We start from the raw sequence: 14123 nt of genomic DNA, 5'->3' as shown, positions 1-14123 counted from the left end.
GCCAACGGAAGCACGGGAAGAGATGTCGGCACCCAATAAGTCGTACGACCCGGTCGAGGTCGAAGCCTTGAAACCGGAAGAGATCGAGCGCATGCGGGACGAGGCGCTCGCCGCCTTCGCCGCCGCAGGCGACCTCGACGCGCTCACCCACGCGAAGACCGCGCACACCGGCGGCACCTCGCCGCTGGCGCTCGCCAACCGCGAGATCGGCGCCCTGCCCCCGCAGGCCAAGGCCGCGGCCGGCAAGATCGTGGGCCAGGCCCGCGGCGCCGTCGCCAAGGCCCTCGCCGCCCGCCAGGCCGAGCTGGAGGCCGAGCGCGACGCCCGCGTCCTCGTCGAGGAGGCCGTCGACGTCACCCTGCCGTACGACCGGATCCCGGCCGGCGCCCGCCACCCGCTGACCACCCTCATGGAGCGCGTCGCCGACGTCTTCGTGTCGATGGGCTACGAGGTCGCCGAGGGCCCCGAGGTCGAGGCCGAGTGGTTCAACTTCGACGCCCTGAACTTCGTGCCGGACCACCCGGCCCGGCAGATGCAGGACACCTTCTTCGTCCGGGGCCCCGAGGGAACTACGGGCGACGAGTCCGGCGTCGTGCTGCGCACCCACACCTCGCCGGTCCAGGCCCGCACCCTCATCGACCGGGAGCCCCCGGTCTACGTGGTGTGCCCCGGCCGGGTCTACCGCACCGACGAGCTCGACGCCACGCACACCCCGGTCTTCCACCAGATCGAGCTGCTCGCCGTCGACGAGGGCCTCACCATGGCCGACCTCAAGGGCACCCTGGACCACATGGTCCAGGCGCTCTTCGGGCCCGACATGAAGACCCGGCTCCGCCCGAACTTCTTCCCGTTCACCGAGCCGTCCGCCGAGATGGACATGCTCTGCTACGTGTGCCGCGGCGAGTCCGTCGGCAACCCGGACCGGCCCTGCCGCACCTGCGGCAGCGAGGGCTGGATCGAGCTCGGCGGCTGCGGCATGGTCAACCCGAAGGTGCTCGTCGCCTGCGGTGTGGACCCCGAGAAGTACAGCGGATTCGCCTTCGGGTTCGGCATCGAGCGGATGCTGATGTTCCGCCACAACGTCGAAGACATGCGAGACATGGTCGAGGGTGACGTCCGGTTCACCCGGCCTTTCGGGATGGAGATCTGATGCGGGTCCCGCTTTCCTGGCTGCGGGAGTACGTCGACCTGCCGTCGACGGAGACCGGCCGTGACGTACAGGCCAAGCTCGTTTCGGCCGGCCTCGAGGTCGAGACCGTCGAGCAGCTCGGCGCGGGCCTCACCGGCCCGCTCGTCGTCGGCAAGGTCCTCACCATCGAGGAACTGACCGAGTTCAAGAAGCCGATCCGCTTCTGCACCGTCGACGTCGGTCAGGCCAACGGCACCGGCGAGCCGCAGGAGATCATCTGCGGCGCCCGGAACTTCGCCGAGGGCGACAAGGTCGTCGTGGCCCTGCCCGGCGCCGTGCTGCCCGGCGACTTCCGCATCGCCGAGCGCAAGACGTACGGCCGCGTCTCCAAGGGCATGATCTGCTCCGGCGACGAGCTCGGCATGGGCGACGACGGCACGCACGGCATCATCGTGCTGCCGCCGGAGTACGAGGTCGGCATCGACGCCACGGTCCTCCTGGAGCTGTACGACGAGGTCCTCGACATCGCCGTCACCCCGGACCGCGGCTACTGCCTCTCGATGCGCGGCATCGCCCGCGAGGCCGCCATCGCCTACGGGCTGCCGCTGCGCGACCCGGCGCTGCTCGACGTGCCCGCGCCCAACGCGTACGGCTACCCCGTGCAGATCGCCGACCCGATGGGCTGCGACCGCTTCACCGCCCGCACGGTCACCGGCCTCGACCCCGAGGCCCACAGCCCGATCTGGCTCAAGCGCCGCCTGCAGAAGGCCGGCATGCGCCCGATCTCGCTCGCCGTCGACATCACCAACTACGTGATGCTCGAGCTCGGCCAGCCGCTGCACGCCTACGACCGCAGCCGCGTCGACGGCCCCATCGGCGTCCGCCGCGCCGAGCCCGGTGAGAAGATCACCACGCTCGACGGGACCGTCCGCGTCCTCGACCCGGCCGACCTGCTCATCACCGACAACAGCGGGCCGATCGGCCTCGCCGGTGTCATGGGCGGCGCCAACACCGAGATCGCCGACCCGGTCACCGACCCGGAGACCGGCGTCGTCACCGGCACCACCGAGGTCGTCATCGAGGCCGCGCACTTCGACGCGATCGCGATCGCCCGCACCGCGCGCCGCCACAAGCTGTCCTCCGAGGCGTCCAAGCGCTTCGAGCGCGGTGTCGACCCGCTGGCCGCGGCCGCCGCCGCGCAGCGCACCGTCGACCTGCTCGTGCTGCTCGCGGGCGGCACGGCCGAGGCCGGCGTCACCGAGATCGTCGCCCCGTCCGCGCCCCGGACCATCGCCATGCCGGCGAACCACCCGGACAAGGTCGCGGGCGTCGACTACGGCCGCGAGACCGTCGTCCGCCGCCTCCAGGAGGTCGGCTGCGACGTCTACGGCCAGGACGCGCTCGTCGTCACCGTGCCCTCGTGGCGCCCCGACCTCAACGAGCCGAACGACCTCGCCGAAGAGGTCATCCGGCTGGAGGGCTACGAGAACCTGCCCTCCACGCTGCCCAAGCCCCCGGCGGGCCGCGGCCTCACCGAGCGCCAGCGCACCCACCGCCGGGTGGGCCGCGCGCTGGCCGGCGCCGGCTACGTCGAGGCGCTGAACTACCCGTTCATCGGCGAGCAGGTCCTCGACCAGCTCGGCCTGGACGCGGACGACGCCCGCCGCCGGGTCGTCAAGCTGGTCAACCCGCTCTCCGACGAGGAGCCCGCGCTCCGCACGACGCTGCTGCCGGGCCTGCTCGGCGCGCTGCGCCGCAACGACGGGCGCGGCAGCCACGACCTGGCGCTCTTCGAGACCGGTCTGGTCTTCCGGCCCACCGAGGGCCAGCCGGGCGTCGCCGTCCGCCTGGGCGTCGACGGCCGTCCCTCCGACGAGGACATCGCCCGCGTCAACGCCGCGCTGCCCGCGCAGCCGCGCCGCGCCGCCGTCGTCCTCGCCGGCGCCCGCGAGCAGGCCGGCTGGTGGGGCAAGGGCCGCCCGACGGACTGGGCCGACGCCATCCAGGCGGCGCGCCTGATCGCCGCCGAGGCCGGTGTCGAGCTGCTGATCGACAGCGACCAGCACGCCCCCTGGCACCCGGGCCGGTGCGCCGCCTTCCACGTCGTCATCGACGGCGCGAAGGTCCTCGCCGGTCACGGTGGCGAGCTCCACCCCCGCGTGGTGAAGGCGCTCGGCCTGCCGGCCCGCACCTGCGCCATGGAGCTGGACCTCGACGTCCTGGAGCGCGCGAGCGAGGGCCCGGTCAAGGCCCCGCGCATCTCCGCCTTCCCGGTCGCCACCCAGGACGTCGCCCTGGTCGTCGACCAGGACGTCCCGAGCGCCATGGTCGAGTACTACCTGGCCGGCGGCGCGGGTGAACTCCTGGAGTCCATCCGCCTGTTCGACGTCTACACCGGCGACCAGCTCGACGCCGGCAAGAAGTCCCTGGCCTACGCCCTGCGCTTCCGCGCCGCCGACCGCACGCTGACGGTCGAGGAGGCCACGGCCGCCCGCGACGCCGCGGTCGCCATGGCCGCGGAGCACACGGGAGCGGTGCTGCGCGGCGCCTGACGGCCCGTGTGACACGCGCGCGTGACCGAAGGGGCCCTGCCCCGGGCGAGAAGCCCGGGGCAGGGCCCCTTCGCGGTCCCGGGCTACTCCCCCCGGGGCTCGCCTTCCGGGGCTACTCACTCCTTCGGGTGAGATCCCAGGGCGGGGCTCCCGCAGGTCCCGACCCCGCCGCGAGAATCGACGCGGCCACAGGGGCGAGCCTGTGCGCCACAGGGTCTTCGGGCGCTGGCGGGCCTCGGGAAGGGCCGTGCATGTTCCGTGACAGGTCATTGGTTGCCGAAGGCTCCTGGGCGCGGCGGTCCGCTCCGTGGGCGCTTCCCGTCGGATGGGGAGTCGTCGCCGTCGCCTGGAGGATGTGGTGCCCGCTGGCCCGGGAGCCCGGGCTCGCCGTGCGGGGCGCGACCGGTGCGGTGTTCTTCGGCGTCGGGATGGGGCTCGTGTACGGGGCGCGCCGCGGGCTCGCCCGGGAGCTGGCGCGGGTACGGGCCGTCGCCGACGCCACCCAGCAGGTGCTGCTGCGCCCGCCGCCCGCCCGGCTCGACGGGCTGACCGTCGCGGCCGGGCAGCTGTCGGCGTCGCGCGGGGCGGCGGTCGGCGGGGACCTGTACGAGGCGGTGGCCACGCCGTACGGGGTGCGGATCGTCATCGGGGACGTGCGGGGCCACGGGCTCGCCGCGCTCGGCGCGGTGGTGGCCGTGCTCGGCAGCTTCCGCGAGGCCGCCCACGACGAGCCCGAACTCGCCGGCGTGCTGCGCCGGCTCGACCGGGCGCTCGGGCGCCATCTGCGCGAGCGGGCCCGCGAGGAGCACCCGGCCAGGGCCGGGCGGGCGCCCGAGCATCCGGCGGCCGAGGAGTTCGTGACCCTGCTGCTCCTCCAGATCCGCCCGGACGGCGCGGTCGACGTCCTCGACTGCGGTCACCCCGGCCCGTACCGGATCCGCGGCCGCCGGGTCGAGCCCGTGCCCGTCGGTGACCCGCTGCCGCCGCTCGGCGCCTTCCCGCTGCCCGCCGACCTCGTGCCGTACCGGGCGCCCGGGCTGCGGCCCGGCGAGACCCTGGTGCTGCACACCGACGGCGCCGAGGAGGCCCGCGACGGCCGTGGCCGGTTCTTCCCGCTGGCCGCCGTGCTCGCCGGGGCGCGCCGCGAGCCGCCGGCCGCCGTCGTCCGCCGGGTGCACACCGCGCTGCTGCGCCACACGGGCGGCCGGCTCACCGACGACGTCGCGCTGCTCGTCCTGCGCAACGACCGGGTACGGGTACCGGCGCAGCCCGCCGAACCCGGGCTGCGCCGTACCCGGCCCGCGCCCTCCCCGCACTAGCGGGAGAAGGACGGTGACCGGCGCCGCCCGCGCTGCCACGGAGTGTCGGGCAGAAGACAGCGCGGACGGCGCGGGACCGGGCGGCCGCACTGTTCGAGGGGGAGCCCGGCGGCCCGGTCGTTCTCGCCCTTGTGGCGAGGAGCCAAGTCAACCCGTACCGGGGCGACTTCGGCACCGTGCGCGGAACGGAAAAACGAGTATGTCGTTCACACCCCGTGCGAAAGCGGCATTTACTACGCTGAGCGCGATCCCTCCCCCCGCCGCAGCCAGGAGCCACCGGAGCGGTCCCATGAAGCACAACTCCCTCCTCGATGCGATGCTCGTCGAAGCGGGCATCTCGCACGCCGGTCTCGCCGCCCGGGTGAACCAGGCGGGCCGGTCCCGGGGCCTCGCCCTGCGCTACGAACACACCGCCGTCGCCCGCTGGCTGAAGGGCCAGCGGCCGCGCGGCCAGGTGCCCGACCTGATCTGCGAGGTGCTCGCCGGCCGGCTGCACCGCGCGGTGACCCTCGACGACATCGGACTGGGCACGGCCACCGCGCCCGGGGTGCCCGGCACCCCGCTCTCCGGCTTCGTCGAGCGGGCCACCGCCCTGTGGCGCTCCGACGAGCCGGGCCGCCCGCACGCCCGCGGCGCGCCCGCGGTGACCGGCACCCCGGCCGTGCTGCCGGTGTGGGAGTGGGAGAACCCGCCGGAGGACGGCGACGTCTCCCGGGACGGCCCGGCCCGGGTCTCGGCCGCCGACGTGTCGCTGCTGAGCACGGCCCGGGCGCACTACGAGCAGATGTACCGCAAGGCGGGCGGCCTGGCGACCGGCGCCCTGATCGTCGGCTTCCTGGGCTCGCAGACCGCGCCGCTGCTGCGCGGCGGCTACGGTGACGCGCTCGGCCGGCGGCTGCACCGGGCGGCCGGCGGGCTGGTCGCGGTGGCCGGGATCTGCGCGTACGACTCCGACGCCCAGGGGCTCGCCCAGCGCTACTTCCACCAGGCGCTGCGGCTCGCGAAGGCGAGCGGCGACCGGGGGCTCGGCGCCTATGTGGTGGCGCTGCTCGTCAACCAGTCGCTGTTCATGGGGGAGTACCGGCAGGCGGTGGCCTTCGCCGAGGCGGCGCTGCGCGCGGCGGGAGGGGAGCTCACGCCCGCGCTCGCCGCCGATCTGACGGCGATGCAGGCGAAGGCGTACGCGCGGCTCGGCGACGGCGCCGCGGCGCTCGGCTGCGTCCGGCGGGCCGAGGCGGAGGCGGAGCGGATCCGGCCGGGCGGCGAACCGGCCGAGACCGGCTACGTCCAGCCGGGGCTGGTGAACGTCCAGGTCGCCGAGGCGCTCCTCGGCCTGGGTGAACTCGCCGCGGCCCACGAGCACGCGGCGGCGGCCGTCGGGACCCCGGCGCACGACCGGGGCCGGGTGCACCGGCTCGCGATGCTGTGCCGGATCGAGCTGCGGCAGGGCGAACCGGACCGGGCGGCGGGCACGGCGGTGGAGATGGCCGAGCGGGCCCGCGGGATGGAGTCGCGGCGGCTGTGGGACCGGCTGCGGCTGGTCCGCGAGGAGCTGCTGGCGAGCGGGGGCGCGGACGCGCGGGCGGCGGCGGAGGTCGTCGACAGCGCGCTGCGCGTGCAGTGGACGAAGTTAGCCGGATCGCCAGCCGGGTTCCCAGCCGGATGCGCGGCCGGATCCCCGGCCGGATTCCGAGTCGGTTCATCGGCCGGATCCCGAGCCGGATCCCGAGCCGGATCCCCGGCCGGTTCATCGGCGGCCGGATCGGGAGAGAGCCGGACGACCCGTACCTGTGCGGTGGTACGGGCCGTCCGATCGGCACTCCCGGGGTCAGGGGAGTGGCGTTTCGGGGGGCGCCCCGGGACTCGCGTCCCGGGCGGACCCGGACCGGTCTCAGGCGTACGGGTAGAAGCCCGAGCCGGTCTTGCGGCCGAGACGGCCCGCGTCCACCATGCGCTGGAGCAGCGGGGGAGCGGCGTACAGCGGCTCCTTGTACTCGGCGTACATCGAGTCGGCGATCGACGCGATCGTGTCCAGACCGATCAGGTCGGAGAGCTTCAGCGGGCCCATCGGGTGGGCGCAGCCGAACTCCATGCCGTTGTCGATGTCCTCACGGCTCGCGATGCCGGACTCGAACATCCGGATCGCGGAGAGCAGGTACGGCACGAGCAGCGCGTTCACCACGAAGCCCGAGCGGTCCTGGGCGCGGATCGCGTGCTTGCCGAGCACCTTCTCGGCGAACAGCTGCGCCCGGCTGATCGTGCCCTCGGAGGTGGTGAGGGCGGGGATCAGTTCGACGAGCTTCTGCACCGGCGCCGGGTTGAAGAAGTGGATGCCGATGACGTTGTCGGGGCGGGAGGTCGCCACCGCCAGCTTCACCAGGGGGATCGAGGAGGTGTTGGAGGCCAGGATGGCGTCCGGCCGGGTCACCACCTGGTCGAGCACCTGGAAGATCTCGGTCTTGACCTGCTCGTTCTCGACGACCGCCTCGATCACCAGATCGCGGTCGGCGAACTCGCCCAGGTCGGTGGTGAAGCTGAGGCGCGCGAGCGTCTGGTCGCGCTCCTCCTCGCTGATCTTGCCGCGTTCGGCGGCCTTCGCGAGGGAGTTGGTCAGCCGGGTGCGGCCGATCTCCAGCGCCTCGCCGGTGGTCTCGGCGACCTTCACCTCGAGCCCGCTGCGGGCACACACCTCCGCGATGCCCGCGCCCATCTGGCCGCAGCCCACCACTCCGACGCGCTCAATGTCGGCCATGGAGTCCGTCACCTCGTGCCTTTCGCTCTGTGCTGGCGGCGGGCCCGTGTGATTCCGGTGCGTCCGCCTCGACCCCACGACGTTACTCCCGACACGCGCGATGATCGATCGTTCTGGGGTGGCCATGGTGTCCGATGGGCTGTGACGTATCCGATAGCGAGGGGTGACAAATGCCGCCGATCGGGAGAAGAGGGTTCGTGGCGGGCGCGGCCCTGGCCGCGCTCGGGCTCGGTGGCGGGGACGCCGCGGCCTCGGGTGGCGGCGGCGCCACGGCCTCGGGCGGCGGCGGCGCCACGGCCTCGGGTGGCGGTGTGAGCGGGAGCCGCCGGGCGGAGGAGTTCCGCGGGCTGTGGATCGCGACGATCACCAACCGCGACTTCCCGTCCCGGCCGGGCCTGACCGCCGCGGAGCAGCGCGCCGAGCTGATCGGTCTGCTCGACCTCGCGGTACGGCGCCGGATGACGGCCGTCGTCCTGCAGATCCGGCCCTCCGCCGACGCCCTGTGGCCCTCCCCGTACGAGCCCTGGGCCCAGTGCCTCACCGGCACGCAGGGCGCCGATCCGGGCTGGGACCCGCTCGGCACCGCCGTCGCCGAGGCGCACGCGCGCGGGCTCCAGCTGCACGGCTGGTGCAATCCGTACCGGGTCGCCTCCCACGCCGACCCGTCGCGACTGGCCCCGGGCCACCCGGTCCGGCGCCACCCCGAGTGGGCCCTGGTCTACGACGGGGCGATGCTCTACGACCCGGGGCTCCCCGAGGTCCGGCGCCACGTCCAGGACGCCATGCTCGACGCCGTGCGCCGCTACGACCTCGACGCGCTGCACTGGGACGACTACTTCTATCCGTACCCGGTCGCGGGCCAGGTGATCGCCGACGATGGCGCGTACGCCCGCTACGGGGCCGGCTTCGCGGACCGGGCGGCCTGGCGGCGGAACAACGTCGATCTGCTGGTGTCGGAGATGGCGCGGCGGATCAAGGAGGTGAAGCCCTCGGTCGACTTCGGGATCAGCCCCTTCGGGGTCTGGCGCAACGCCGGCACCGACCCCGAGGGCTCGGACACCCGTGGCGGGCAGAGCTTCGACGACCTGTACGCCGACACCCGGCGCTGGATCCGCGAGGGCTGGACGGACTACGTGATCCCTCAGCTCTACTGGAACATCGGCTTCCCGGCCTGCGACTACGCCAAGCTAGTGCCGTGGTGGGACGCGGTGGTCCGGGACACGGGCGTACGGCTCTACCTCGGCGAATCGCTGTACAAGGTCGGCGACCCGGCGCAGCCGGACGCCTGGCAGGACCCGGCGGAGCTGACCCGGCACGTCCGGCTCGCGCGCCGGTACGCGTCCGTCGGAGGGCACTGCTACTTCGCGGCCCGCGAGGCCGCGAAGGACCCGCTCGGCGCACTGACGGCCGCGGTGAAGGCCTGAGGTCAGGGGAGGGGCCAGAGGCCGGGTGTCGAGGGACCAGAGGTCGGAGGCCGGGGCGGGGGACAGGGGCCGGGGAAGGGCCCCCGGGGGCTCAGCGGCCCCCGGCCTCCTTGGTGTGGCGTACCTGCGAGTCGGGGCCCGGCGACACCACGGCCTCGTGGCCGTCGTCGTCGAACTTCACGCGGAACGGAGGATCGCCGTTCTCACCCATTACCTGAAGGACCTCGGCCGTACGGTCGTGCTGTCCGACCGTACGGCCGTGCACGACCAGCTTGTCGCCCTTGGACGCACGCATCGGTGACCTCCTCGCGGCCGGGCTTGTCCTGCTTGCAGAGTCCATGTCTGCCCATGTCTGCCTACGTCTGCCATTGTGGCCCGCGTCTCAGCTCTTCGCCCGCTGGGTCACCGCGATGCAGACCAGGACGCCCACGGCGGCGAGCGGGGCGGCCGGGGCCAGGTCCTCGCCGAGCACCGTCACCGACCAGACGAGGGTCAGCAGCGGCTGGGCGAGCTGGAGCTGACTGGCGCGCGGGATGCCGATCGCGGCCATGCCCCGGTACCAGACGTACAGACCGAAGAAGGTCGAACCGGCCGCCACCCACACCAGCCCGATCACCCCGTGCGCGGTGAGGCGCACCGGCTCGTGCGCGAGCGCCACGGCCGCGGCCGCCGCCATCAGCGGCAGGCACAGCACCAGCGCCCAGCCGATCACCTGCCAGCCCGGCATCAGCCGCGCGAGCCGGCCGCCCTCCGTGTAGCCGGCGGCGCACACGAGCAGGGCGCCGAAGAGGTACAGGTCGCCGGTCGACAGTGCGCCGCCGCTCTGCTGGAGGGTGAACGCGAGGACGACGACCGCGCCGGCGATCGCCGCGATCCAGAACGTACGGGACGGGCGCCGGCCGGTGCGGATCGCGGCGAACGTCGCGGTGGTGAGCGGCAGCAGGCCCACGACCACGGCGGCGTGCGAGGTCGTCGAGGTCTGCAGGGCCAGCGTCGTCAGCAGCGGGAAGCCCACCACGACCCCGCCGCCGACCACCGCCAGCCCGGCCCAGTGGCGCCGCTCCGGCAGCGGCACCCGACCAGCCAGCAGAAACGTTCCCGCGATGAGTGCGGCGAGCACCGAGCGGACGGCCACCAGGGACCAGGGGCCGAAGCTCTCCAGGCCCCAGACGGTGGAGGGGAAGGTGAGGGAGAAGGAGAGCACGCCGAGCGCGGCGAGCAGCGTGCCCTGGTTCACGGCCGGCCGGGGAGTGGTGACCGCTATCGTGCTCGGGCTGGTAGCGCTATTCTGTGCTGTCATGCAACAGCGTAGCAGTGTCGGCGAATTGGCGAACTCCCTGAAAGTGGAGCTGAACCGCTACTCGATAGGTGAGAAGCTGCCGTCGAGCAGGGCGCTGGTCGAGCGCTACCGCGTCTCCCCGGTCACCGTCACCCGGGCCCTCGCCCAGCTCGCCGCCGAGGGCCTCGTCGTCACCCGCCCCGGCGCCGGCGCCTACCGCGCCGAACCCCGCACCGCCCCGCCCGCCGCCGGCGACACCTCCTGGCAGCAGCTCGCCCTCAGCGCCGACACCGGGGCCGGCGGCGACACCGCTCCGCGCGCCGTCGACGCCTCCGGCGTCCTCGTCACCCTCGCCGCGCCCCCGCCCGGCGTCATCGAGTTCAACGGCGGCTACCTCCACCCCGCCCTCCAGCCCGAACGCGCCCTCGCCGCCGCCCTCGCCCGGGCCGGCCGCCGCCCCGGCGCCTGGGGCCGCCCGCCCGCCGACGGACTGCCCGAACTGCGCGCCTGGTTCGCCCGCGAGATCGGCGGCAGCGTCACCGCCGCCGAAGTCCTCGTCACCGCCGGCGGCCAGTCCGCCCTCACCACCGCCCTGCGCGCCCTCGCCGCGCCCGGCACGCCCGTCCTCGTCGAATCGCCCACGTACCCCGGCATGCTCGCCGTCGCCCGCGCCGCCGGCCTGCGGCCCGTGCCCGTCCCCACCGACGCCGACGGCATCCGCCCCGACCTCCTCGAAGCCGCCTTCCGCGCCACCGGCGCACGCGTCGTCGTCTGCCAGCCGCTCTTCCAGAACCCCACCGGCGCCGCGCTCATCGCCGAACGGCGGGCCGCCGTCGTCCGCATCGCCCGCGCCGCCGGCGCCTTCGTCGTCGAGGACGACTTCGCCCGCCGCCTCGTCCACGAGGACGCCGCCCCGCTGCCGCCGACCCTCGCCGCCGACGACCCCGACGGCGTCGTCGTCCACGTCTGCTCGCTCACCAAGATCACCTCCGCGAGTCTCCGCGTCGGCGCGCTCGCCGCCCGCGGCCCCGTCCTCGAACGGCTCCGCGCCATCCAGGTCGTCGACAGTTTCTTCGTGCCCCGCCCGCTCCAGGAGACCGCCCTCGAACTCGTCGGCTCACCGGCCTGGAACCGCCATCTGCGGGCCGTTTCCCAGGAACTGAGGAACCGCCGCGACACCATGACCGCCGCCGTCGCCCGCCACCTCCCCGAACTCGCCCTGCCCCACGTCCCGTCCGGCGGCTTCCACGTATGGCTCCGCCTCCCCGACACCCTCCCGGAAGCCGCCCTCCTCCCCGCCGCCCTGCGCACCGGCGTCGCCGTCGCGCCCGGCCGCCCCTACTTCGCCGCCGAACCGCCCGCCGGCCACATCCGGCTGAGTTTCGCGGGTGTCGCGGGCCCCGCGGAGATCGCCGAGGGCGTGCGGAGACTGCGCACCGCGATCGACGAGCTGACGAACTGAGCGCGGGGCGCCACACGGGTGCCGCTCCGCGCTCGTCACAGCCGCCGGCGACCACCCGGAGCCCCGCGCACCGCACCGCGTCATGCCGCCACCGCCGAACCCACGGCGGCCACGCCACCGTCGGATTCGCGCCACCGCGAAATCCGGACAAGTGGAGGGCACTCGGACAGGAGTGACCTACCGTCCCGTACGACCGCATCGCCGACCCCTTGACCAGCGGCGCCACCGGCCTCACGATCCCGCCATGGGTCCTCGGGTCACGCTGGTCGCGGCGGCACGCAGCTCCTCCCCGCTCGCCGAACGCTTCGACGACGACCGGCCGCTCGACCAGGCCGGCTGGTACGAGGTGCAGCTCGCCGCACCACGGCTGATTCCGCTCGGCGCGGCCGAGCTCCGCTACTGCTCCCCGACGCCCCGCAGCCGTGCCACCGGCACCGCACTCGGCTACGCCCCGCTCGCCCAGCCGGCGCTCCGCGACTGCGACATGGGCCGCTGGCGCGGCCTGACCCTCGCCGAGGTCGCCGCCCTCGAACCCGCCGCCGTCGACGCCTGGCTGCGCGACCCGCGCAGCGCGCCGCACGGCGGCGAGACGCTCCTCTCCTTCATCACCCGCGTCGGCGGCTGGCTCGACACCCGCCCCGCCGACGACGGCGAAGCCGTCGTGGCCGTCGCCGAACCGGCCGTGGTCCGCGCCGCCCTCGTCTACGCCCTGAAGGCCCCGCCCGCCACCTACTGGAGCGTGGACGTCCGCCCGCTGTCGACGGTGACGCTGACGGGCGGCCCGGGCGCGTGGCACCTGCAGCTGGAGGCGGCGGTGGGGTGAGGTGCGCGGGGGCCGTCCCGGTGGCGGGCGCCCGGCCGTCGCACACCCCCCGTACCCGCTAGCCTGGTGCCCACGATGAACCGTTTGACCACGTCATGGGGCACCTTCCCGCTCACTCGCCACCCGGTGGACCCGCGCGACCCGCTGCGCGCCTGGGACGCCGCCGACGAGTACCTCCTCGGCCACCTCGCCGAGACCGGCACCGACCTCTCCGGCACCGTCGTGGCCGTCGGCGACCGCTGGGGCGCCCTCGTCACCGCGCTCGCCGCCGCCGGGGCGGGCGCGTCCGGCGAGCTGGTGCAGATCTCCGACTCGTACCTGGGCCGCACCGCCACCGCCGAGAACCTGGCCCGCTCCGGCGCCGCCCCCGGCGCCGTGCGCCTGCTCACCACCCAGGACCCGCCGCCCGAGCGCGTCGACGTGCTCCTCGTCCGCGTGCCGAAGAGCCTCGCCCTCCTGGAGGACCAGCTCCACCGGCTCGCGCCCGCCGTGCACGAGGGGACCGTGATCGTCGGCACCGGGATGGTGAAGGAGATCCACACCTCGACGCTGAACCTGTTCGAGACGATCCTCGGCCCCACCCGCACCTCCCTCGCCGTGAAGAAGGCCCGGCTGATCCACACGACGCCGGCCCCGGAGCGCACACCCGACGCCAACCCCTGGCCGTACGCCTACGCGCTGCCCGGCGACGCGCCGGCCGGGCTCGCCGGCCGCACCGTCGTCAACGAGGCCGGCGTCTTCTGCGCCGACCGCCTCGACATCGGCACCCGCTTCCTCCTCCAGCACCTCCCGACCGGCCTCGGCGCCGCCCGCGTCGTCGACCTCGGCTGCGGCAACGGAGTCGTCGGCCTCGCCGTCGCGCTCGCCGAGCCCGACGCGGAGCTGCTGTTCACCGACGAGTCGTACCAGGCCGTCGCCTCCGCCGAGGCGAACTTCCGCACGCACGCGGGGCAGGACCGCAAGGCCGACTTCCGGGTCGGCGACGGGCTCGCCGACGCCGCGCCCGGCTCCGTGGACCTGGTGCTCAACAACCCGCCGTTCCACAGCCACCAGGCCACCACCGACCGCACCGCCCGCCGGATGTTCGCCGACGCCCGCCGCGCCCTGCGGCCCGGCGGCGAACTGTGGGTGGTCGGCAACCGGCACCTCGGCTACCACGTCACCCTGCGGCGGATCTTCGGGAACAGCGAACTGGTCGCCGGCGACCCGAAGTTCGTGATCCTGCGGGCCGTGAAGCGCTAGCGCGCGTCCGGCGGGTCACGGTCGGGGCTGAGGTCGGGGTCGGGGTCGGGGCTGGGCTGGGCTGGGGTCGGCGGACCGGCGGACCGGCGGACCGGCCCCAGGGCCCGGCTGCCGGTCAGGTGCCAGGGCCCAGCCGCCGAT

At 74.5% G+C, this 14123-nt stretch carries 10 protein-coding genes and 1 pseudogene; 8 read left to right on the top strand and 3 right to left on the bottom strand.

Annotation, left to right across the window (positions count from 1 at the left end; all coding sequences use genetic code 11):
* Positions 1 to 22 precede the first annotated feature (22 nt).
* From pheS to ACFYU9_RS27135, 4 genes and pseudogenes are all read left to right on the top strand, one after another.
* Positions 23 to 1150, top strand: a complete 1128-nt coding sequence (gene pheS, locus ACFYU9_RS27150; protein ID WP_389212735.1) for a phenylalanine--tRNA ligase subunit alpha — start codon at positions 23 to 25, stop codon at positions 1148 to 1150.
* Positions 1150 to 3681 carry a phenylalanine--tRNA ligase subunit beta gene (gene pheT / locus ACFYU9_RS27145; protein ID WP_389212737.1) on the top strand — a complete coding sequence of 844 codons (2532 nt, stop codon included), beginning with the start codon at positions 1150 to 1152 and terminating at the stop codon, positions 3679 to 3681. The genes pheS and pheT overlap by 1 nt, the downstream gene beginning before the upstream one ends.
* Before the next feature lie 251 nt (positions 3682 to 3932).
* On the top strand, positions 3933 to 5000 hold the full coding sequence (locus ACFYU9_RS27140; protein WP_389346332.1) for a PP2C family protein-serine/threonine phosphatase: 1068 nt from the start codon (positions 3933 to 3935) through the stop codon (positions 4998 to 5000).
* Positions 5001 to 5289: 289 nt separating this feature from the next.
* Positions 5290 to 6618: pseudogene (locus ACFYU9_RS27135) on the top strand (transcriptional regulator); the annotation flags it as partial.
* Positions 6619 to 6891: 273 nt separating this feature from the next.
* Here ACFYU9_RS27135 and ACFYU9_RS27130 read toward each other — a convergent pair.
* Entirely contained in the window at positions 6892 to 7752 is an 861-nt protein-coding gene (locus ACFYU9_RS27130) for a 3-hydroxybutyryl-CoA dehydrogenase (protein ID WP_389212741.1), read from the bottom strand.
* A 170-nt stretch (positions 7753 to 7922) separates the two neighbouring features.
* Between ACFYU9_RS27130 and ACFYU9_RS27125 the strand changes: the two genes are divergently transcribed.
* Positions 7923 to 9176, top strand: a complete 1254-nt coding sequence (locus ACFYU9_RS27125) for a glycoside hydrolase family 10 protein (protein ID WP_389346331.1) — start codon at positions 7923 to 7925, stop codon at positions 9174 to 9176.
* Positions 9177 to 9267: 91 nt separating this feature from the next.
* On the opposite strand, the gene ACFYU9_RS27120 is transcribed toward ACFYU9_RS27125, so the two are convergent.
* A complete protein-coding gene (locus ACFYU9_RS27120; RefSeq protein ID WP_389212745.1) occupies positions 9268 to 9471 on the bottom strand; it encodes a DUF1918 domain-containing protein in 204 nt (67 codons plus the stop codon).
* An 87-nt stretch (positions 9472 to 9558) separates the two neighbouring features.
* Positions 9559 to 10476, bottom strand: a complete 918-nt coding sequence (locus ACFYU9_RS27115) for a DMT family transporter (RefSeq protein ID WP_389346329.1) — start codon at positions 10474 to 10476, stop codon at positions 9559 to 9561.
* Here ACFYU9_RS27115 and ACFYU9_RS27110 point away from each other — a divergent pair.
* The 3 genes from ACFYU9_RS27110 to ACFYU9_RS27100 all read left to right on the top strand — a co-directional run bounded on the left by ACFYU9_RS27110 (position 10475) and on the right by ACFYU9_RS27100 (position 13982).
* Entirely contained in the window at positions 10475 to 11917 is a 1443-nt protein-coding gene (locus tag ACFYU9_RS27110) for a PLP-dependent aminotransferase family protein (RefSeq protein ID WP_389346327.1), read from the top strand. The two genes, ACFYU9_RS27115 and ACFYU9_RS27110, sit on opposite strands and share 2 nt — an antisense overlap.
* A 244-nt stretch (positions 11918 to 12161) precedes the next feature.
* On the top strand, positions 12162 to 12740 hold the full coding sequence (locus ACFYU9_RS27105; RefSeq protein WP_389346326.1) for a histidine phosphatase family protein: 579 nt from the start codon (positions 12162 to 12164) through the stop codon (positions 12738 to 12740).
* A gap of 75 nt (positions 12741 to 12815) precedes the next feature.
* Positions 12816 to 13982 (top strand): methyltransferase, encoded by a 1167-nt coding sequence (locus ACFYU9_RS27100; RefSeq protein WP_389346324.1) that lies wholly within the window; start codon positions 12816 to 12818, stop codon positions 13980 to 13982.
* Positions 13983 to 14123: the final 141 nt, after the last annotated feature.

This window comes from Streptomyces sp. NPDC004327 (assembly GCF_042873935.1).
Lineage (GTDB): Bacteria > Actinomycetota > Actinomycetes > Streptomycetales > Streptomycetaceae > Streptomyces.
The sequence above is the reverse complement of the archived record's forward strand: the minus strand, read 5'-3'. Positions and strand labels throughout refer to the sequence as shown.

What these genes read in the sequence shown, in the direction of transcription:
- pheS (WP_389212735.1), top strand. Translation starts at nt 23, where the DNA reads ATGTCGGCACCCAATAAGTCGTACGACCCGGTCGAGGTCGAAGCCTTG.
- pheT (WP_389212737.1), top strand. Translation starts at nt 1,150, where the DNA reads ATGCGGGTCCCGCTTTCCTGGCTGCGGGAGTACGTCGACCTGCCGTCG.
- ACFYU9_RS27140 (WP_389346332.1), top strand. Translation starts at nt 3,933, where the DNA reads ATGTTCCGTGACAGGTCATTGGTTGCCGAAGGCTCCTGGGCGCGGCGG.
- ACFYU9_RS27130 (WP_389212741.1), bottom strand. Translation starts at nt 7,752, where the DNA reads ATGGCCGACATTGAGCGCGTCGGAGTGGTGGGCTGCGGCCAGATGGGC.
- ACFYU9_RS27125 (WP_389346331.1), top strand. Translation starts at nt 7,923, where the DNA reads ATGCCGCCGATCGGGAGAAGAGGGTTCGTGGCGGGCGCGGCCCTGGCC.
- ACFYU9_RS27120 (WP_389212745.1), bottom strand. Translation starts at nt 9,471, where the DNA reads ATGCGTGCGTCCAAGGGCGACAAGCTGGTCGTGCACGGCCGTACGGTC.
- ACFYU9_RS27110 (WP_389346327.1), top strand. Translation starts at nt 10,475, where the DNA reads ATGCAACAGCGTAGCAGTGTCGGCGAATTGGCGAACTCCCTGAAAGTG.
- ACFYU9_RS27115 (WP_389346329.1), bottom strand. Translation starts at nt 10,476, where the DNA reads ATGACAGCACAGAATAGCGCTACCAGCCCGAGCACGATAGCGGTCACC.
- ACFYU9_RS27105 (WP_389346326.1), top strand. Translation starts at nt 12,162, where the DNA reads ATGGGTCCTCGGGTCACGCTGGTCGCGGCGGCACGCAGCTCCTCCCCG.
- ACFYU9_RS27100 (WP_389346324.1), top strand. Translation starts at nt 12,816, where the DNA reads ATGAACCGTTTGACCACGTCATGGGGCACCTTCCCGCTCACTCGCCAC.